The organism is Salinibacterium sp. CAN_S4 (genome assembly GCF_015752305.1).
In the GTDB taxonomy this organism is placed as follows: Bacteria; Actinomycetota; Actinomycetes; order Actinomycetales; family Microbacteriaceae; genus Rhodoglobus.
On record NZ_JADOVB010000006.1, the window covers coordinates 22,723 to 42,186 of the forward strand.

The following is a 19,464-nucleotide window of genomic DNA, read 5'->3' on the forward strand; positions in this document are numbered from 1 at the left end:
CGTGGCCACGATCAACGCTGACGATACCCTGCGAGGTTCCGCCTCCAAGGAGCTGTTCCAAATCCTGAGAGACGGTGCGCCGCGCACGCGCAGCGAACTCGCCACGCTCACTGGATTCTCACGGTCAACCGTTGCCCAACGCGTAGAGGTCTTGATGCGCGGGGGGCTCTTGCGCCCGGTTGGAGATGCCGCCTCTACGGGCGGGCGTCCCTCTACGCAGTTTGTTTTCAACACCACCGGCCGCGTGGTGTTAGCAGTCGACGTGGGTGCCTCGCACGTCAAGATTGCGATCAGCGACCTGCGAGGTCGGCCGTTGGTTGGCGACTCCGTCGCGATCGAAGTTGCCGCCGGGCCTGAGGAAGTACTTTCGTGGGTCGAGCGCTCTGGCATTGCGCTGCTCGAAACTGCGGGCTACCAACTGGCCGACCTTGTCGCGATCGGGGTGGGCCTGCCCGGCCCTGTCGAGCACAGCACGGGCCGCCCCATCAACCCTCCGATCATGCCGGGGTGGAACAGGTATGACGTCGCGGGGCGCCTGCGGGCTTCCTTCGGTGTGGAGGTGCTTGTCGACAATGATGTGAACATCATGGCCCTGGGTGAGCGTGAACTGGCCTGGCCGGACGTAGACCACCTGATGTTCGTGAAGGTCGCAACGGGAATCGGGTCGGGCGTTATTTCGAGTGGGTCTTTGCAGCGCGGCGACCAGGGCACGGCCGGCGACATCGGCCATATCTTCGTGTCCCGAGGCAGCGATGTGCTGTGCAGGTGCGGCAACCGCGGATGTCTTGAGGCCCTGGCCTCGGGCCCGGCGATTGCCAGCGCGCTATCCTCACGATCGATTACGGCAAGCACGAGCCAGGACGTTATCGATCTCGTGCGACTCGGGAATCTCGATGCCATACAGGCCGTCCGCCAGGCGGGCCGGGATGTGGGGGAGGTGCTGACCGCTTGCGTGAGCCTCATCAATCCCGCAGTCATTGTCATCGGAGGGTCGATGGCCCAGGCGGGGGAGCACCTCATTGCCGGCGTTCGAGAAATGGTCTACAGCCGCTCGATGCCGCTCGCTACCGGACATCTGCAGATCACGCAGTCGCGCGCTGGAGCCGATGCCGCCATCCTCGGGGCGAGCATGCTCGCTATTCAGTTCGTCTTCTCGCCCGAGCAGGTCGATGATGTCCTGCTGCTGGGTCGGTAAAGTCTCGACCGCCCACCGAGAGTGTTATGCCGACGGCCCTGCCAGAAGGCGGGGCCGTCAGTTCGTTGCGGGATGCGCGTTACGGGGTGGGGATGCCGCCGTTGACGTGCAGGGTCTCGCCGATCACGTAGCTCGACTCGGGGGACGCGAGGAACACGAAGGCCGGCGCAAGTTCGGCAGCCTGCCCGACCCGGCCGAGCGGGGTGTCCTCACCCAGTGTCGGAAGCGCTTCGGCGGGCTGGCCGCCGGTGGCCTGTAAGGGTGTCCAGATCGGCCCGGGCGCGACGACGTTCACGCGGATGCCCTTCGGAGCAAGCTGCTGCGAGAGGCCCTTCGAGAAGTTGTTGATCGCGGCCTTCGTCGAGGCGTAGTCCACCAGGTTGGGTGACGGTGCGTAGGCCTGGATCGATGAGCAGTTGATGATCGTCGAGCCGGGCTTCAGGTGCGGCAGGGCGGCCTTCGTGATGTGGAACATCGCGTAGACGTTCGTCTTGTAGGTCTGGTCGAACTGCTCGTCCGAGATGTCCTCCAGCGACTCCACGGCTAGCTGCTTGCCGGCGTTGTTGACGAGGATGTCGAGACCGCCGAGTCCGTCGACGGCTTTCGCGACGAGGTCGCGGCAGTACGTGGCATCCATGACATCGCCGGGGATGGCGACCGCGGTGCGGCCCTCTGCCTCGATGAGCGAGACGATGTTCTTCGCGTCTTCCTCCTCGATGGGCAGGTACGAGATGGCGACGTCTGCGCCCTCGCGAGCGAAGGCGATGGCAACGGCTCCACCGATTCCGGAGTCCCCACCGGTGATGAGCGCCTTGCGGCCCGTGAGACGACCGGAGCCGCGGTAGGTGTCTGCACCGAGGTCGGGCGTGGGGGTGATGCGCGCCTCCACTCCGGGCGGCTCTTCCTGGAGCTCGGCGGGAGGGGAGGGCTGCTGGTAGCGGGTGACGGGGTTATCGAACGTGTACTGGTCGGTCATCTTTCGACCGTACGTCGGGTGCCGCAGCGCTCTCTAGGGGTTGACTCCCCAGCGAGATGGTTTACGCCTGCCTCAGTTCTTGCGGGCTGCGATGGCGTCGATCAGCTGCGGCACCACCGTGAACAGGTCGCCGACGACACCGAAATCCGCGATGTCGAAAATGGGGGAGTCCGCGTCTTTATTGATGGCGACGATCGTCTTCGACCCCTGCATCCCCGCGCGATGCTGGATGGCGCCGGAGATGCCCACCGCGATGTAGAGGTTCGGTGACACCGTGATCCCGGTCTGGCCCACCTGCAGGTTGTGGTCGACAAATCCGGCATCGACGGCGGCCCGACTGGCCCCGACGGCGGCCCCGAGCGAGTCGGCGAGCCTCTCGACGAGCCGGAACTGTTCGCCGGAACCGAGGCCGCGGCCGCCCGAGACGACGATGTCGGCTGTCTGGAGGCTGGGACGCTCAGTCGCCTCCGACTTCTCATGCGTTGCGGTGATCGTGGCGGAGGGCGCTGTGTCACCGGAGATATCGATCGCGGTGATGCTGCCCGGAGCCGCTGGCGCGGATCCGGCGACCGAGTTCGGCCGAAGGGAGATGATGGGGATTCCGCGGGCGGCCACTGAGCGCACGGTGAATGCGCCGCCGAAGGCCTGCTGCGTGACGAGGACCGAGTCGCCAGTCGCGTCGATGCCGACGACGTCCCACTGGAGGGCCCCGCCGACCCGCACGGCGAGCCGCGCGGCGACTTCCCGGCTGTCGTTGTCTGTGCTGAGGATGACGGCATCGACGCCGGATCCGGCCGCGCTCGCCGCGGCCAGCGCCGCCTGCAGTGCCGCGACCTGGGGGGTGATGAGCGTGCTCGAGGAGTTCGCCGCGGTGGCAATGAAGACGGTGTGGGCGCCGAGCGTGCCGAGTGCCGCGGCAATCCGCGATCCATCGACCGCAGCATCGGCGCTGTCAATCACGATCACCGCAGCGGGTTCGCCGATGAGGGCGGCCGCTGCGAGCAGCTCGCCGGTGGTGTCGGCGGGTTCGCCATCCTGGAGCTGGGCGAGAATCAGAACCTGTGACATGGCGCGCTCCTAGATGAGTTTCGCGGCGATGAGGAACTCGGCGACCTGCGTGCCGGCGGTGCCGTCATCCCTGATGATGGTGCCGCCCTGGCGGGCGGGGCGCTCGGTGACCTGCTCGACGGCTGACCAGGCGTGTGCACCCCCGGTGTCGCTGATGTCGAGCCCCAGGTCGGCGATCGAGAGCGACTCCACCTTCTTCTTCTTCGCCGACATGATTCCCTTGAAGCTGGGGTAGCGCGCCTCGGCGATCTGTTCGGTGACCGAGACGATCGCGGGCAGTGGGGCGGTCACGTCGACGTGGCCGGTGGCGGTGAGGCGTTCCCCGCTCGCGGCATCCGTGCCCACCTCGAGGGTGCGCATGAACGTGAGCTGAGCGAAGCCGAGCCGCTCGGCGAGCATCGCGGGCACAGCGCCGGTGCGGCCATCCGTGGACTCATTGCCCGTGATCACGAGGTCGAATCCCCGCCCTTCGAGAGCGGCGGCGAGTGCCGCCGAGGTCTGCACGGCGTCGGAGCCAGCGAGGCCGTCATCGGAGACGTGGATGCCCGTGTCTGCACCCATGGCGAGTGCCTTCCGTATCACGGCCAGCGCGGTCGGCGGCCCCATGGTCACGACCGTCACCTCTGAGCCGGGGTGCGCTTCCTTCGTCAGCAGCGCGACCTCGACGGCTTTTTCGTTGATCTCGTCGATCACCAGATCGGTGTGGCGGTCGACCCTCAGCGTCACCGGATCTATCCGGCGGTCACCCCAGGTGTCCGGCACTTCCTTCACGAGTACGGCGATCTTCATCACTCTCTCCGTTCGCACGCTGCGATTCCCTCAGGCTGCCAGGGCCGCTGGCGCGTGAGGCGGGATACTTTGACGTCCTAGTGTTTAGTAGGACGTCCTTGTATTATAGGCCCGTGTCCCGCAGCGCGGCGGGGCGATTGTCGAAAGGTTCCGATGTATCCGGTCACAGAAGATCAGGCGTCGCTCGTCGAGATGGTGACGCAGTTCGCGGCCGAATCCCTGGCACCGCATGCAGCCGAGTGGGACGAAACCCATTACTTCCCCGTCGAGGTGCTGCGCGAGGCCGGGGCGCTGGGCATGGGCGGCATCTACATCAGTGAGGAATTCGGAGGATCGGGCCTCAGCCGCGCCGACGCTGTACTGATCTTCGAGGCCCTCGCCGCGGGCGACAGCACCATTGCCGCCTACCTCTCGATCCACAACATGGTCACCTGGATGGTCGACACCTACGGTTCGCGCGAGCAGCGAGCCGAATGGGTTCCGCAACTTGCGTCGATGGAGGCACTCGGCAGCTATTGCCTCACCGAGCCCGGTGTGGGCTCGGACGCGGGTGCTCTCTCCACTCGCGCCGTTCGCGACGGCGACGACTACGTGCTCAATGGTGTGAAGCAGTTCATCTCGGGAGCGGGGGCAGCGGGACTGTACATCGTCATGGCGCGTACGGCCGACACCGGAAGCCACGGCATCAGTGCGTTCCTGGTCGCCGACGGAGCACCCGGCCTGAGTTTCGGCCCGCTGGAGAAGAAGATGGGCTGGCGCGCGCAGCCCACCCGGCAGGTCATCCTCGACGACGTCAGGGTGCCGGTCTCGGCGATGCTCGCCGCCGAGGGTGAGGGCTTCGGAATCGCGATGAGCGGCCTCAACGGCGGCCGGCTCAATATCGGAGCGTGTTCCCTCGGCGGTGGCCAGGCCGCGCTCGACAAGTCGGTGGCCTACCTGAAACAACGGGAGGCGTTCGGATCCCCGCTGATCGAGAACCAGGCCCTGCTCTTCCAGCTCGCCGACATGGATACCGAACTCGAGACCGCGCGCACGATGCTCGCGCGGGCCGCCATCGCCCTCGACAACGACGATGCCGACAAGGTTAAGCTGTGTGCGATGGCCAAACGGGTCGCCACTGATGCGGGGTTCTCGGTCGCGAACGCGGCGATCCAGCTGCACGGCGGCTACGGCTACCTCTCTGAATACGGGCTGGAGCGAATTGTGCGAGATCTGCGGGTGCACCAGATCCTCGAGGGCACGAACGAGATCATGCGCATGATTGTCGGCCGCAGTTTGGCCGACAACTGATGAGCAACGTCATCGTCAGCGAGGTCATAATGAGTCGGGTGGGGATGCTCGGCAGCATCATCCTGAATCGGCCGAAAGCGCTCAACGCACTCACCCACGGCATGGTCGTCTCGATCACCGAGGCGCTGACGGCGTGGGAGCAGGATGACGCCGTGCAGACCGTCGTGATCTCGGGAGCAGGCGATCGCGGCCTGTGCGCCGGCGGTGACATCGTGGGCATCTACCGGTCGGCCAAAGACGGCAGCGGAGATGCCGAGCGATTCTGGCGCGACGAATACCGCTTGAACTCCTTCATCGCCCGCTACCCGAAGCCGTTCGTCGCGATCATGGACGGCATCGTGCTCGGGGGCGGCATCGGCATCTCGGCGCACGCCTCGCTCCGCATCGTCACCGAGCGCACGAAGGTCGGCATGCCCGAGGTCGGCATCGGGTTCGCCCCTGACGTCGGCGGCACCCTGCTGCTGGCGCGGGCACCGGGGGAACTCGGCACGCACCTCGCCCTCACCGGGGCGATGGCGACGGGAGCCGACGCCATCGCGCTCGGGATCGCCGACACCCTCGTGCAGTCTGGCGAGCTGCCGGCGCTGCTCGTCGAGCTGCAGACGGAGGCGGCGGGCGCGGTGATCGCGCGGCACTCCACCCCCGCTCCGCCCGCGCCGCTCGACGCCGCCCGTGGCTGGATAGACGCCGCATATGCGGGAGACGATGCCCGCGGGATCGTCGCGCGCCTCGCGGCCTCGGAGGTCGAGGATGCCCGGAGCGCAGCATCCACGATCCTGTCGAAGTCCCCGACGAGTGTCAGCGTGGCGCTAGCGGCCCTTCGGAGGGTGACGCCGGAGTCGACGCTCGACGACGTGCTCGAGCAGGAGTACCGGGTCGGGCTCCGATTTCTCGAGGGCACCGAAATCGTCGAGGGCATTCGTGCGCAGGTGATCGACAAGGATCGCAACCCCGCATGGTCCCCGTCGAGCCTCGACGGGGTGACCCGTGAACAGGTGGAGCACTACTTCGCGCCGCTCGGCGAACGCGAACTCGACCTCGACGCATCGGACAGGAGCACCACATGAGTAGCGTCGCATTCATCGGCCTGGGCAACATGGGAGGGCCGATGGCGGCCAACCTCGTGGCGGCGGGCCACGCCGTCACCGGATTCGACCTCGTGCCCGCGGCGCTCGAGCTGGCCGCCGCCGCCGGAGTCACGATCGCGAGCGACGCTCAGAGTGCCGTTGCCGGCGCGGACGTCGTGATCACGATGCTTCCGGGCGGCGCCCACGTGCTCGGTGCCTATCGCGATGGGCTGCTGTCGGCTGCCGCGCCCGGCACGCTGTTCATCGACTCCTCGACGATCGATGTGGATGACGCGCGCCAGGCCGCCGCGCTCGCCGTGGTCGCGGGCCACCGTGCGATCGACTCCCCCGTGTCCGGGGGCGTCGTCGGCGCGACAGCGGGGACCCTGACGTTCATGGTCGGGGCCGACGACGCAGACTTCGCGCTCGCGGAACCGATCCTGCAGGTCATGGCGGGCAGGGTCGTGCACTGCGGCGGATCCGGCGCAGGGCAGGCCGCGAAGGTCTGCAACAACATGATTCTCGGCATTTCGATGATCGCGGTCAGCGAGGCGTTTGTGCTGGGGGAGAAGCTGGGTCTCAGCAACCAGGCACTGTTCGACGTGGCATCCGCCGCCTCGGGCCAGTGCTGGGCACTCACCACCAATTGCCCCGTACCGGGGCCGGTGCCGTCGAGCCCGGCGAACCGCGACTACCAGCCGGGCTTCAGTGGCGCGCTGATGGCGAAAGACCTCGGGCTCGCGCTGAACGCCCTGCAGTCGAACGGTGTCGCTGCCGAACTCGGCACTCTCGCGGCGAGCATCTACCGCACCTTCGCCGACGAGGGTGGCGCGGGGCAGGACTTCTCGGCGATCATCAACACCATCCGCACCAACTCGACAGGGGCAGCAGCATGAGCGATTACGAGACCATCATCCTGGAGCGCCGCGACCGCGTGGCGCTGATCACGCTGAACCGGCCGGAGTCGCTCAACGCCCTCAACCTGGCGATGATGAACGAACTCGTCGGGCTGGCGGCCGAGCTCGACGCCGACGAGAGCGTGGGAGCCATCGTCATCACCGGTTCACCTCGCGCCTTCGCCGCGGGAGCCGACATCAAGGAAATGGCCTCCCGCACCTACATGGAGGCCTACCTCTCCGACTGGGTCTCCGGCTGGGATCGACTGTCGGCCGTGCGTACACCGATCATCGCGGCCGTCTCGGGCCACGCCCTCGGCGGCGGGTGCGAGCTGGCCATGCTGTGCGACATCATCATCGCCTCAGACACCGCGAAGTTCGGCCAGCCCGAGATCAAGCTCGGCATCATCCCCGGCATCGGAGGGTCGCAGCGACTGACGAGAGCGATCGGCAAATCCAAGGCCATGGAGATGATCCTCACTGGCCGCACGATGAGCGCCGCGGACGCCGAGCGAGCCGGGCTCGTCTCGCGAGTCGTGCCCGCCGACGAACTGCTCGACGACGCCCTGGCGACAGCGGCGACGATCGCCGGCATGTCGCTGCCGATCGCGATGATGGCGAAGGATGTCGTCAACGCTGCGTTCGAGTCGACCCTCGCCACGGGCGTGCGGTACGAGCGGCGCCTCTTCCACTCCGCCTTCGCGACCGACGACCAGAAGGAGGGCATGGCGGCGTTCATCGAGAAGCGGGCCGCGAACTTCACCCACCGCTAGGGGTCAGTCGAAGGGGCCGGCCAATCGAACGGATCGGTCAGTCGAACGGATCGGTCAGTCGAACGGATCGGGCTCCGGCTGGCCGAAGTCTCCGGCATTCCGGCGGAAGCGACCGAGCAACTCGATGATGACGTCGAGGTCGGGCTGGTCGAATCCGGGGTTCTCGAAGACCGTCGAGTTGAGAGAAGCCGTCGCGTCGCCCGCGATCCGCCTGCCGGTATCGGTGATCTCGACGAGGGTGGCGCGACCGTCGGTGGGGTGCGGCAGGCGGCGCACAAAGCCGGCTCCCTCGAGGCGGTCGACAGCATTCGTGACGCTCGTCGGGTGCACCTGCAGTCGTGCGCTGGCCTTCGCCATCGGCAGCGCCCCGGTGCGGGTGAAGCTCAGCAGCGTCAGCAGTTCGTAGCGCGCGAAGGTCAGGCCGAACGGTTTGAGAGTCTTCTCGATGCGCGCGAGCAGGATCTGCTGGGTGCGCATGAGCGCGGTTACGGCGGCCATCCCGTCGACGGCTCCGGCCCAGCCGTGTTCCCGCCACTGGCGCGCGGCCTCCGCGATGGGGTCTGGGTGCATCGGGTCAGGATGCGCGGAGTCGGTCACACGTTCATAGTGCCATGAGCCGCAACCCCCGCGCCGCTGCCACCGAGGGTCGCGATGACGTGCTGCCGGGCGGGTTCCGCGAGCCGCTCCTGGAGCTGGCGGAACAGCTGCTCGCTGTGATCACCAATCCAGTGGGTCGGCAGCAGGCTGCTCGGCAGCCCGGGGTCGAGGTACGGGATGGGCCGCCACGCATCGATCCCCGTCACGTAGGCGCGGAAGGGAGACTCGTGATCATGGGCCGCGAGGTGATCGGCGAACGAGCGGTGCAGCCCGGCGATGCCGTCCAGGTCCCAACAGTCGGCAACGGAACCGGGGGTGCTGATCTCGGTCGCGGTGAACAGCGTCACGAAGGCGGCGAGGTTGAGTTCCTCGATGATCTGCTCGACCTCGGAGGCGAGGAAGGCCGGGCAGATCCAGAGCCCCTGCGAGACAGTTCCGCAGCCGATGAACCGCAGTCGCCGACGCAACTGGTGCCGGTCGGCGCGGCGCTCCTCCGGCAGGGAGAACGAGACGAGGCACCACGGGTCGCCCTCCCGCATCCTCCGTGGGGTGAAGATGCGGCGGTCGCCGGCCTCCAGCATCGGCGCGGCATCCGGGGCGAGCCTGTAGCCGGCGCCTCGATCCGTGCGCTCCGCGACCAGCAGGCCACGCTGCTTGACGCGCGCGACGGCGGTGCGGGAGAGCGCGGACGGCACCCCGAGGTCGTCCATGAGGGCGATGAGGCCCGACACGGGCATCCACCCGCCGACATCACGCAGGTAGAGACCCGCGACGGTGCGCAGCAGGGAGGTGGCGCTTCCCGGCCGCGAATCGTCGTCGGGGACGCGGTTCATTCGGCCAGTTCGGTCAGGATGTCGCGCACGAGCTCGAGGCCGAGCTGCACTTCGGCGAACGTGGTGCTGAGCGGCGACAGGCCGATGCGCAGCCCGTCGGGGAACCGGAAGTCGGGGATGACGTCGCGCTGCCACAGCAGTTGTGTCACTTCGCGGAACGCCGGATGCCGCAGGGTCACGTGGCTGCCGCGCTGGTCTTCGGCGCGCGGGCTGCCGACCGTCACGCCGAACCCGGCAAGGTGCTCGTCGCTCCACTCGATGACGAAGGCGGTGAGGGCAAGCGACTTGGCCCGGATGCCGGGCATCCCGGCCTCCTCGATCACATCGAGCATGTCATGCAGCGGCACCATCCCCAGCACCGGGGGTGTGCCGCTGAGGAAGCGCCGCATACCGTCGGCCGGCTCGAATCCGTCGGCCATCGCGAACACGTCTGCCGCGCCCATCCAGCCCTGGATCGGCTGGTGCAGCTCGGGCTGCAGGCGGCTCGCGACATAGGCGAAAGCCGGTGCGCCCGGGCCGCCATTGAGGTACTTGTAGCTGCAGCCGACGGCGATGTCGACGTCCCACTCGTCGAGTTTCGTCGGCACGACTCCGGCCGAGTGGCACAGGTCCCAGAGGATCAACGCGCCGGATTCGTGGGTGATGGCGGTGATCTGCTCCACATCGGCGATGAAGCCGGAGCGGTAGGCGACCTGACTCAGCACCACGAGCGCCGTGTCGGGGCCGACCGCCTCGGTCACGAGCTGCGGGCTGACTCCGCTATCGGGGTCGGTGTCGATCCAGCGAAGCGTGAGCCCGCGCTCGGCGGCGATGCCCTCCAGGATGAACCTGTCGGTGGGGAAGTTGTCGCGGTCGATGACGATCTCGGTGCGGCCCGGCCGCGCGTCCACGGCTGCCCGAATCAGCTTGTACAGCAACACGGTGGTGGAGTCTGCGACCACGCACTGGCCCGCGGCAGCGCCGAGGGTCACGTGACCGATGCGGTCTCCGAGGGTCAGCGGCAGCTGCATCCACTGTTCGTCCCAGGATCGGATCAGCCGTGAACCCCAATCGTGCGAGACGAAGCCCGCGAGCCGGTCGAGCGTTGCCGTGAGCGGTCGCCCGAGGGAGTTGCCATCGAGGTACGCGCGAACCTGGTCGCTCTGGATGAAGCGGCTCGTGAACCCGGCGAGCGGGTCTGTCGTGTCGAGGTGGTGGGTCATGCGCGGTGCTCCTGTATCTCGTTGGTCGGGATGACGACGGCGGTGCACAGCCAGTCGACGTCGTTGGTGTTACCTTCGCCGGGGATGAATGTCTTCAGCGGCATATGTCGTTCTGGCAGCAGGCCGGTGAGTGAATCGACGACATTCGGAAGTGCTGCAGCGAGGGCAGCGAGCTCCCGGCGGTTGAGCCCGACGGGAAGGTCGCCGTTGCCGAGGTCGGTGCCGTAGTGCACCCGGCCTCCGAACGCGGCGAACCGCTCGAGGTTGCCGAAGGCCCGGTCGAAGTCGGCGTTCGGCGCGCCCCAGCCGTGGATGTCGAGCGTGGAGATCCACGACATCTGACCGGCCATGTTCTGCAGCAGGGCGTCGTCGAGAGTTTCGGTCCAGGGAGTGTGCGCGAGGACGTCGACTCCGCGCTCAAAGGCGCGCGCGGCCTGTCCTGCGCCCTCCGTGTGCGCGACCACCGGCAAGCTGGAGTCGTGTGCCGCTGCCACGATCGCAGCGAGCACGTCGTCGCCGAGGGTCGGGCCAGCGTCGGAGTTCATGGCGAGCTTCACCACGCGCGCTCCGGCGGCAAGCACCTCGGCGGTGGCCGCATCGACGTCGTCCACGGAGCCGACCGCACGGGATGCCGCGGCCGGAGCCCAGGCGGAGGTGGCGGGGTACCCGTGCGGCGCCGTGAGGATCGGCCCGGCTATATCGGTGACCGGGGAGTGGGCATCCGGACTCTCGTGCCAGCTACGTGCGATCGCCGGATCCCAGCCGAGGTCGAGCACCCTGGCAATGCCGTTGGCCCGCAGCAGCGTCGCGTCGACTAGGCCGAGGTGCACGTGGCTGTCGGTGAAGCCGGGAAGGATGGTGCCCTCGACCCAGTCCCCATCAATGAGGGCGCGCCCGAGCATCAGGCGCCGATCTCGTTCCGCACGGCGAACAGCTCGGGGAAGAACGTGAGGCTGAGCGCTTTCTCGAGAAACTGGGTGCCGCTGGATCCGCCGGTGCCTGCCTTGATGCCGATGGTTCGGGCGACAGTCCGCAGGTGCCGGAAGCGCCAGAGCTGGAAGTTGTCCTCGAGGTCGACGAGTTCTTCGCAGGCTTCGTAGACGCGCCAGTGATCCTTCGAGGAGCGGTAGATGTCCACGAATACGGGAACGAGTTCGGGAGTGAAAACATGGGCTTTGGTGACGTCCCGGTCGAGCACGGCCTCGGGGACGGGGAACCCGGCGCGCTGCAGGTAGCGCAGGAACTCGTCGTACAGGCTCGTTTCGACGAGCACCTTCTCGAGCAGGGCGCGGGCAGCGGGGTCGCTGTCGAAGACGTCGAGCATCTTCTCGTTCTTGTTGCCGAGCATGAATTCGACGGCGCGGTACTGGTACGACTGGAACCCGGATGAGGTGGCCAGAAACTCCCGGAACTCTGAATACTCAGACGGCGTCAGCGTCGCCAGTACCGACCATTGCTCGGTCATGGTGACCTGGATGTGCTTGACGCGGGCTATGCGTTTGAGCGCGGTGCCGAGGTCGTCGGCCCGCAGCGCTTCCCGGGCAGAACCGAGCTCGTGCAGCATGAGTTTGAGCCACAGTTCGCTCGTCTGGTGCTGGATGATGAACAGCAGTTCGTCGTGATGAACGGGCTCGCTGCGGAGGTGCTGGGCTCCGAGGATCTCGTCGAGCGCCAGGTATTCGCCGTAGTTCAGCTGCCGGGAAAAGTCGGTGACGATCGAGTCTTCGAGCGCGCGGGTGTTGGATGGGTCATCCGTCATCTCCCCAGCGTATCAAGAACATGACGGTCGTTATAGATGCGCCATATTCGGCAAGCGGACTTGAGGGGTCAAATCCGCTGGTATAGTTTTCAGGTTGGCTTCGGCCGACAGCACGACCTGCGCCCGTAGCTCAGCGGATAGAGCAATTGACTACGGATCAATAGGCCGGGGGTTCAAATCCCTCCGGGCGCACCAAACGAAGAAAGGCCCCGCTGTATTTGGCGGGGTCTTTTTCGTTTAGTTCGTGCGGGTGGACGCGACGCTCTTCGTGGGCCCCCGCTGAGCAGTCCGGAATATTGCGCACTGCGAGCAACTCATGCCGACGCTATTCCGCGCAATATTCCGGCGGCTCAGTAGGGAAGTCAAACGATGGCGGCAAACTTTCCAAGGCGGTGCCTCGGCTGCGCAACACTCTGGAGGTCTTGCTGTGACAAACGGAGCGTCCCGGTTGGTACACATTCAGAACCAGGCCCGCGCGAATGGGCAGAACGCCAGTGAGTTGGCGCGGCCCTACATGCTGGAAGGGATGCTCGCACGGATCGAAGCATCCGACCACGCCGACGATTTCGCACTCAAGGACGGCATACTTCCACATCACAGGTCGTGCCTAGTCATCCGTGTTTTGGCGGGATTTCGGCAACTTCCGCATTGTTCCGGGGAGATGGCCTTCGACTACGGATCAACAGGCCGGGGATTCAAACGCCTCCAGGCGCACCAAAATCGAGACTCGTCATTCATTTTGGTGTCTCGATCTTCATATGTCGGGATGGACGCGAAGGCTGACGGCGGGTGGAGCCCCGGATGCGCAGCCCGGACGTCCAGATTCACCTCGCATATATGGCGTGTAAGCTATATTTGTTCGGATTTGGGGAGGGGGAGTACCGGCATGACAAACGCATCTACCTTGGTTCGTGCCGCTCGGAAGAGTCGCCAACTCACGCAGGAGCAGCTTGCCGCTCGCGCCCTCCTTGATCAAGGCAGCGTCTCGCGCTCCGAACGCGGACGTGACGCGAGCTTCGAAACGATCGACCGACTGCTCGGTGGAGCTGGGTACCGACTGTATTCGGCGCCCACGAGGCGGGATGACGCCGCAACAATAGCTGCAGAGATTCGCCGACAACTGACGGCGGGAGATAAGGACCGCGCATTGCGCGCTCTGGTGCAGCTCAACGACAACCTTGTGGCCGAGCATGGGCTCGTGCGCGGAATTCTTGGACTCGCCGAGCCGGAGTCAACCCGAGATCGTGTCTGGGACGCGGCGCTCGCGGCACTCGTGGCCTGGCGACTCGGCGAAGAGGGACTCCCTCTGCCCCCTTGGGTTGGCCTGCCGGGTCGGTTTCTCGATGGTCAGCGAACCCTCGAGGTTGACCCAGCCGATCCTTTACCCCCAATCTCCGAAGTGCCGGATGAGTTCGCCAAGCGCGGCGTGTTCGCTTGGCGTGACACCTTCGAAAGCGTCTGATCGTGGCAACCACTCTCGACCGTGAAGACATCATTGCCGGGCTTCGCGAGCTGATCGCAGAGCTCCGCGCGGCAGGCGAGGTCGCAGGAATCCGGTTGGTGGGCGGGGCCGCCTTGTCTCTGCGGTACTTCGAACGAGGAACGACGCAGGATCTTGACTCTCTCCACGTTCAGCCGGGAGGTGACGCCGCCGTGGCGGCGGCGGCCGCGCGAGTCGCACAACGACACGATTGGAACCCGGCGTGGTTGAACTTCGAAGTCACGAAGGCGGACGCTCTGCCGACGCTCGGGCGAGCGGTCGACTGGGACACGATCTTCGAAAGCGACGACATTACGATTCAGGTCGCGTCGAAGGAAGCGCTCTTGGCGATGAAGCTGCGCGCCAATCGACCGGGTCGGGACACCCGTGACATTCGTATGCTCCTGAGTCTCTGCGAGATCGCCACACTCCACGAGGCCGAAGATTTCTACGAGGGGTTCTATCCGGGCGATGGCCTCGATCCACGAGCCGTGGCCATCGTTTCTGCGATTCTCGCAACGGGTGCCCTCGAGGCACCCGCACCGCCCGGACCGATCAGCTTTTGAAACTACCCCGACCGGGGGATCTGTGTTTGCCCACACTTGGGGAGCATCATGGTCAGCTCGCGTCATCGACGTCACCTCCAGTCACCAGCGTTTTGGCGGTACTTCGGGCACATCCGCATAGTTCCGTGGGAACGAGCTTCGGCTACGGATCACTAGGCCGGGGTTCGAATCCGTCCGGGCGCACACCGGAAATGACCCCGGCTTCTGGCGGGGTCTTTGCGTTCTGGGTGCGGGCGGAACTGAGGGAGTGGTCGATGGGTTCTGTCCACTGGGTGAGGGCGACGGTGAAGCCGTGGATCATCCGGTCGAAACTGCGATTGATGTCGACCTTGAGGGCGAACCCGCCTGACGTTTCGAGCGAGATGAATCCGTGGAGGATGGAGCGGAAGGCCCGAATGGCGTCGATGGAGTCGTCGCCTTCGAGCTGGTAGGAGGCGAGCACGTCGGTGATGACTTGGATCGCGGCCACCATGGTGGCTTCATCCTCGACGTCCCCAGGCGCGGGCGGATTCTGCGTCACGTCGTACCGGCCGGGGTGAAGGATCGCCCAGTCGCGGTAGGCGTGCGACATCGCGAAGATTGCGTCCGCTCCTGAGCGGCCCACGGCGGCGCGCGAAATCGCGTCTCCGAGTTCCCGCTTAGCGAGGAGTGAGACGCTGCGGTGCAGGCCTGCGAGGGAGTCGATGTGCTTGTACAGTGACGGTTGCTTGACGCCGAGGCGTTCGGCGATGGCGGCGAGGGTGAGGGAGCCCAGCCCCACCTCATCCGCCATGATTGCCGCGGTTTCGACGACGCTGTCGCGGGTCAGGCCGGCCCTAGGCAACGGGAGCCACCGTCGACAGGAAGCCCAGCACGGCGGGGGTGGTGATCTCGGGCTGCTGGGACTGCGGGTAGTGGCCGGCGTCGGCAACTATGACGACCTGCGCGTTCAACTTTTCGCCGATCCATTCCGCTTCTCCCGCGGGATCCTTGAAGTCAGGATCGCTGTCGCCCATGATGACGATCGCGGGTGCCGCGACATTGCCCAGTCGAGCCTCGGCCGGATCATGGGTGGTCTGGTCGGTGGTGAGGGAGAACGCTCTGGCGTAGCCGGGTCGCTTGAGGCTCGCGATGACGGTGGAACGGTACTGCTCGAAGTCGGCGGGTTTTTTGCCCTTGTACAGAGTCGGCATATACCCCCTCCATACTGAGGCCGCCCACAGCGGCGCCATCATCGCGCGGAACATCCACTTCTCGAATGCGGAGGCCTGCGGGTTGCGGACGAACGGGCCCAGCAACACGAGTCCTGCGACCTTTGCAGGATGCTCTGCCGCGACTATGACAGCGGCACCGGCAGCAAGGGAGTTCCCACCGATGACCGCCTTTCCGCCGAGCTCGTCGATCAGGGCCGCGATGTCGCCCGCCGTCTCGGGGTCGCCGTACGCGGAGAATGTCGTGTCGCTGTCGCCGTGACCACGGAGGTCGGTGGTGGCGACGGTGTATCCGGCGGCGACGAGTTCGGGAGCCAGGAAGCGATATCCGGTGCGAAGATCGCCCATGCCGGGAACGAGTACGACGAGCGGGCCGGTGCCCTGGACGTCGTAGGCGATGCGGCCTTCGGGGCGCGTGATGTAGCGAGTGGACGGTGACGAGGTGTGGGTGGCTGGGGTCATATAGCTAGCGTGCATTCCCTATTGGCTAATGTCAATAGCCAATAGGGAATGAGGCGCGACGAAGTTCCCATCGAGGAGTGCTGGACCTTCGCGCGCGAGCATGAAAAAGATACGCTCATGCGGTGGATGGAGAGCATCGGAGTGACCAGGATCGCCCCGGTATGTCGAGCATCGTGCGCACGCCCTATGCGGGCCCGGTGAGCCCGGTCGCGTGGGCGGCGGATGATGCGGCACGACGCAAGGGCCGCGTCGCCATCTTCAATGCCACCAGGCCGGACGGGCTCGATGGCGGATGGACTATGGATGAGCACATCTACCTACTCATGCGCGCTCACATCCTGCGCATGATCGACGAAGAAGCAGACATGGACGGCACTATCGGTCTCAAACACGTTGTGGAAGAAGCACAGCGCCGCTACAGCACACACGCATTGTTCCCCAAAGGGCGGGTGCGCAACTACTGCACCTTCACAAAGGTCGACCTCGAAGCCCGGTGTGAGATCGAGCGCGTCGCGACATCAACCCCGCAACGCATCATGCGCTGGCGCGTCGCCGATCCTGATGATGGGCCCGCTCAGGTTTGATCGCCAGCGCACGCCGAGCTCGGTGTCGATGCGTGGCTCACCTCACCGAAAGTTGGAGCGCTGGCTAGATGCCAGGTGCTGCGCGCTCACCCGAGCCGCGTCGAATCAGGTGGGTGGGGATCTCGATGTGTCGGGGGAGGCCGAGTGGCTCCGATAGCCGCTGAATGGCGAGCTGTGCCGCTCGACGGCCCAGTTCAACGGGATCGTACGCGACGACACTGATGTCGGAGGCATCGGCCAGTTCGAAGTCGTCGAAACCGATGAACGCGACTTCGGTGAAGTGGTTGTGTACAGCCCGGATGACGGTTGCGCTTGCCCGGTTGTTCCCGGCCAGCAGTGCCGTCGGGCCACCTTCGGTCGCGAGCAGTCGTTGCACCGAGTCTTCGGAGACACCGTTGCGCTCATCTCCCAGAAGCTCCCACTGGGCCGTGTCGGTGACTCCGACCTCGCGGAGGGCGTCTCGATAGCCCGCGAGTCGTTGTTGGTGGGTGAAGAGTCCACCGGGACTGCACACGAAACCGATCCGGCGGTGTCCGGCGGCGATCAGTGCGCGAACGGCTTCTGCGGTTCCCCCGCGGTTCTCGAGCACGACGCTATCCGCAATCAGGTTCTGCGCCGGCCGGTCGATACACACCACGGGTGTACCGAGCTGACGCTCACCCTCCAGGTACGACTGGTCCTCTGCGACCGGAACCATGAGCAGCGCACGCACGCGCTGCGTGAGAAGGGTCTCGACAACCCGCGCCTCGCTGTTCGGGTCGTCGTCGGTTGCAGCCAGAATCATCATCATCCCGTGCCCTGCGAGCTCGCGTTCGATCCCTGCCGCGACATTGAAGTAGAAGGGGTTGCGAAGGTCACCGATCACAAAGCCGACGGTGTTGGTCACACTGCCGTGCCGCAGGTTGCGCGCGAGGTGGTTGGGGCGGAACCGCAGGGTGCGCGCGGCCGCCATGACCCGATCACGAGTGCTGTCGCTGACGTTGGTGCTGCCGAGAACCACTCGCGACACCGTCTTCGCGCTGACTCCTGCGAGTCGACCGACGTCAGCGAGGGTCGCCCGCGACTGGGTTGAGAGAGTGCCGGTAGCAGACACGGACACATCGGCTTCTTCTGCATGCGTTACGGGCGGCTCCACCCCCGAACTTTAGCACCGCGTGGCTCGAATGTCTGATTGGTCATGGTTGACATGGAAAGTTCCGGAGAATTGTCAGAGCATACGATTATTCCCGCAATAACAGGAATTTTGGTGTTTGCGACAACCATTTCCGGTTTATGTCAGCGTTGACATTTTTCTTGATTTTGGATGATCGGGCATGTAGCGTCGGTGACGGCGACATGCGCAGAACAGTCCCTCGACCTGATCGTGTCACCGTCAATGACGACACCCCCCACCGAACGGGAGAACCAAGAGATGGCAAAGAAGCACCTCATATTCGCCGTGGCAGCAACCATGCTGTTGGCGAGCTGCAGCAGCACAGGCAACGCCTCGAGCGAGCCGGCCGGGGACCTCACGGTCCTCACCAACCGCACCGACCTGGTCGACACCGTCTTCCAGGACTACAAGAAAGAGTTCGAAGCCCTCTACCCCGACGTCAACGTCGAGTTCGAGGCGATTACGGACTACGAACCCGAAGTCAATACCCGACTGAGCACCGGCGACTATGGAGACGTCCTGCTCATCCCGAGCCAGGTCAAACCCGACCAGTTCTCGCAGTTCTTCGAACCGCTGGGCCAGCAGTCAGACCTCGCGGAGAAGTATCGCTTCCTCAACGACAAGTCATTCGAGGGAGTGCAGTACGGCATCCCCACGTTCGGCAGTGCCAATGGCCTGGTCTACAACAAGAAGGTCTGGGCCGACGCTGGTGTCGACGAGATTCCCACGACGCCCGAAGAGTTCGTTTCCGCGCTCGAAATGATCAAGGCGAACACAGACGCCATCCCGTACTACACCAACTACAAGGACGTCTGGCCGCTCAGCCAGTGGCAGGGCGTGCAGGGAGTCGTGGCGGGATCGACAGCGGTCGCAGATCGCGACGAATCCGACGAACCGTGGGCCAAGGGAAGCGAACAGTACGTCATCGACTCCCTGATCTACGACATCGTCGAAGGGGGACTTTCCGAGGATGACCCGCTGACGACAGCCTGGGAAGGCTCGAAGGCCATGATCGGAAGCGGCGAAGTCGCCACGATGCTGCTGGGCTCGTGGTCGGTCGTGCAGATGCAGGATGCGGCCGAGACGGCCGGTGCCGATCGAGCCGATATCGGTTACATGCCGTTCCCCTACCAAACCGACGGCAAGTACAACGTCAACGTCGCCGGCGACTTCAACAGCGCCATCAACGTCAACTCGGAGAACAAAGTCACCGCCCGTGCGTGGATCGACTGGTTCACCGATGAGTCTGGCTACTACGAGCTCTCCGGAGCGCTACCGACGGCCATCGACGGCGACCTGCCATCGACACTGGCAGACTTCGATGCTCTCGACATCAACTTCGTCGAGCTCGAGCCGTCAGAAGATCCCACCCTCGACGCCAATATCTACAACGAGGCCGGAATCGACCTGTTCGGTGGCATGTACCGCCAGCCGCTGATCGATATCGCCCGAGGTGCTGCCGATGGCGACAAGGAGTCGTACTTCGAGAGCCTGAACCAGAAGTGGGCCGACGCACGCGCTGCGGTCGGCTCATAGGCTTCATCCTCTAGCACGACAACAACGACGTTGTGGGGCCGGGCCCCG

The 19,464-nt window shown here is 65.5% G+C and carries 20 protein-coding genes and 1 tRNA gene; 10 read left to right on the top strand and 11 right to left on the bottom strand.

The genetic code is table 11. The annotated features are described in order from the left end of the window. Window positions 1-10 precede the first annotated feature (10 nt). Complete coding sequence (locus tag IWX81_RS13790; protein WP_199282004.1) at window positions 11-1,195, top strand: ROK family transcriptional regulator; 1,185 nt, start codon at window positions 11-13, stop codon at window positions 1,193-1,195. A 79-nt stretch (window positions 1,196-1,274) separates the two neighbouring features. Here IWX81_RS13790 and IWX81_RS13795 read toward each other — a convergent pair whose 3' ends face one another. The 3 genes from IWX81_RS13795 to IWX81_RS13805 all read right to left on the bottom strand — a co-directional run bounded on the left by IWX81_RS13795 (window position 1,275) and on the right by IWX81_RS13805 (window position 4,028). Continuing rightward, entirely contained in the window at window positions 1,275-2,171 is an 897-nt protein-coding gene (locus IWX81_RS13795) for an SDR family oxidoreductase (RefSeq protein WP_199281917.1), read from the bottom strand. 72 nt (window positions 2,172-2,243) lie between these two features. Next, entirely contained in the window at window positions 2,244-3,239 is a 996-nt protein-coding gene (locus IWX81_RS13800) for an electron transfer flavoprotein subunit alpha/FixB family protein (protein ID WP_199281918.1), read from the bottom strand. Between the two features lie 9 nt (window positions 3,240-3,248). Next, the gene (locus IWX81_RS13805; protein ID WP_442977804.1) at window positions 3,249-4,028 is read right to left on the bottom strand and encodes an electron transfer flavoprotein subunit beta/FixA family protein; all 780 of its coding nucleotides are present in this window, start codon (window positions 4,026-4,028) and stop codon (window positions 3,249-3,251) included. Between the two features lie 153 nt (window positions 4,029-4,181). Here IWX81_RS13805 and IWX81_RS13810 point away from each other — a divergent pair, with 153 nt between their 5' ends. The 4 genes from IWX81_RS13810 to IWX81_RS13825 are packed head-to-tail and all read left to right on the top strand — an operon-like array spanning window position 4,182 to window position 8,054. After that, entirely contained in the window at window positions 4,182-5,318 is a 1,137-nt protein-coding gene (locus IWX81_RS13810; RefSeq protein WP_199281919.1) for an acyl-CoA dehydrogenase family protein, read from the top strand. Continuing rightward, a complete protein-coding gene (locus IWX81_RS13815; protein ID WP_199281920.1) occupies window positions 5,318-6,385 on the top strand; it encodes an enoyl-CoA hydratase/isomerase family protein in 1,068 nt (355 codons plus the stop codon). The genes IWX81_RS13810 and IWX81_RS13815 overlap by 1 nt, the downstream gene beginning before the upstream one ends. Then, the gene (mmsB, locus tag IWX81_RS13820; RefSeq protein ID WP_199281921.1) at window positions 6,382-7,281 is read left to right on the top strand and encodes a 3-hydroxyisobutyrate dehydrogenase; all 900 of its coding nucleotides are present in this window, start codon (window positions 6,382-6,384) and stop codon (window positions 7,279-7,281) included. The genes IWX81_RS13815 and mmsB overlap by 4 nt, the downstream gene beginning before the upstream one ends. Continuing rightward, complete coding sequence (locus IWX81_RS13825; protein WP_199281922.1) at window positions 7,278-8,054, top strand: enoyl-CoA hydratase; 777 nt, start codon at window positions 7,278-7,280, stop codon at window positions 8,052-8,054. Before mmsB ends, IWX81_RS13825 begins: the two co-directional genes overlap by 4 nt. Before the next feature lie 54 nt (window positions 8,055-8,108). Here the strand turns inward: IWX81_RS13825 and IWX81_RS13830 are convergent, their stop codons facing one another. Genes IWX81_RS13830 through IWX81_RS13850 form a run of 5 tightly spaced genes read right to left on the bottom strand, consistent with a single transcriptional unit; the run spans window position 8,109 to window position 12,445 of the window. Continuing rightward, window positions 8,109-8,624 carry a MarR family winged helix-turn-helix transcriptional regulator gene (locus tag IWX81_RS13830; protein WP_199282006.1) on the bottom strand — a complete coding sequence of 172 codons (516 nt, stop codon included), beginning with the start codon at window positions 8,622-8,624 and terminating at the stop codon, window positions 8,109-8,111. A 23-nt stretch (window positions 8,625-8,647) separates the two neighbouring features. Further along, window positions 8,648-9,484 (bottom strand): PaaX family transcriptional regulator, encoded by an 837-nt coding sequence (locus IWX81_RS13835; protein WP_199281923.1) that lies wholly within the window; start codon window positions 9,482-9,484, stop codon window positions 8,648-8,650. Beyond that, complete coding sequence (locus IWX81_RS13840) at window positions 9,481-10,686, bottom strand: kynureninase (RefSeq protein WP_199281924.1); 1,206 nt, start codon at window positions 10,684-10,686, stop codon at window positions 9,481-9,483. Before IWX81_RS13840 ends, IWX81_RS13835 begins: the two co-directional genes overlap by 4 nt. After that, a complete protein-coding gene (locus tag IWX81_RS13845) occupies window positions 10,683-11,588 on the bottom strand; it encodes an amidohydrolase family protein (protein WP_199281925.1) in 906 nt (301 codons plus the stop codon). The genes IWX81_RS13840 and IWX81_RS13845 overlap by 4 nt, the downstream gene beginning before the upstream one ends. Next, window positions 11,588-12,445 (bottom strand): tryptophan 2,3-dioxygenase, encoded by an 858-nt coding sequence (locus IWX81_RS13850; protein ID WP_199281926.1) that lies wholly within the window; start codon window positions 12,443-12,445, stop codon window positions 11,588-11,590. The genes IWX81_RS13845 and IWX81_RS13850 overlap by 1 nt, the downstream gene beginning before the upstream one ends. 119 nt (window positions 12,446-12,564) lie before the next feature. On the opposite strand from IWX81_RS13850, the gene IWX81_RS13855 reads away from it, so the two are divergent. From IWX81_RS13855 to IWX81_RS13865, 3 genes are all read left to right on the top strand, one after another. Beyond that, a tRNA-Arg gene (locus tag IWX81_RS13855) sits at window positions 12,565-12,640 on the top strand. A gap of 691 nt (window positions 12,641-13,331) precedes the next feature. Next, complete coding sequence (locus IWX81_RS13860) at window positions 13,332-13,907, top strand: helix-turn-helix domain-containing protein (RefSeq protein ID WP_199281927.1); 576 nt, start codon at window positions 13,332-13,334, stop codon at window positions 13,905-13,907. A gap of 2 nt (window positions 13,908-13,909) precedes the next feature. Further along, complete coding sequence (locus tag IWX81_RS13865; protein WP_199281928.1) at window positions 13,910-14,491, top strand: hypothetical protein; 582 nt, start codon at window positions 13,910-13,912, stop codon at window positions 14,489-14,491. Window positions 14,492-14,633: 142 nt separating this feature from the next. Here IWX81_RS13865 and IWX81_RS13870 read toward each other — a convergent pair whose 3' ends face one another. Together IWX81_RS13870 and IWX81_RS13875 are read right to left on the bottom strand one after the other, a co-directional pair. Next, entirely contained in the window at window positions 14,634-15,314 is a 681-nt protein-coding gene (locus IWX81_RS13870; protein ID WP_199281929.1) for a TetR/AcrR family transcriptional regulator, read from the bottom strand. Next, the gene (locus IWX81_RS13875) at window positions 15,307-16,143 is read right to left on the bottom strand and encodes an alpha/beta fold hydrolase (RefSeq protein ID WP_199281930.1); all 837 of its coding nucleotides are present in this window, start codon (window positions 16,141-16,143) and stop codon (window positions 15,307-15,309) included. Before IWX81_RS13875 ends, IWX81_RS13870 begins: the two co-directional genes overlap by 8 nt. A gap of 122 nt (window positions 16,144-16,265) precedes the next feature. On the opposite strand from IWX81_RS13875, the gene IWX81_RS13880 reads away from it, so the two are divergent. Then, window positions 16,266-16,727: a DUF6958 family protein gene (locus IWX81_RS13880; protein ID WP_199281931.1), complete on the top strand. Its 462-nt coding sequence runs from the start codon at window positions 16,266-16,268 to the stop codon at window positions 16,725-16,727. 64 nt (window positions 16,728-16,791) lie between these two features. Here the strand turns inward: IWX81_RS13880 and IWX81_RS13885 are convergent, their stop codons facing one another. Then, the gene (locus tag IWX81_RS13885; protein WP_334594287.1) at window positions 16,792-17,826 is read right to left on the bottom strand and encodes a LacI family DNA-binding transcriptional regulator; all 1,035 of its coding nucleotides are present in this window, start codon (window positions 17,824-17,826) and stop codon (window positions 16,792-16,794) included. A 312-nt stretch (window positions 17,827-18,138) separates the two neighbouring features. On the opposite strand from IWX81_RS13885, the gene IWX81_RS13890 reads away from it, so the two are divergent. Then, window positions 18,139-19,416, top strand: a complete 1,278-nt coding sequence (locus IWX81_RS13890; protein WP_199281932.1) for an ABC transporter substrate-binding protein — start codon at window positions 18,139-18,141, stop codon at window positions 19,414-19,416. The last annotated feature ends 48 nt before the right edge of the window (window positions 19,417-19,464 follow it).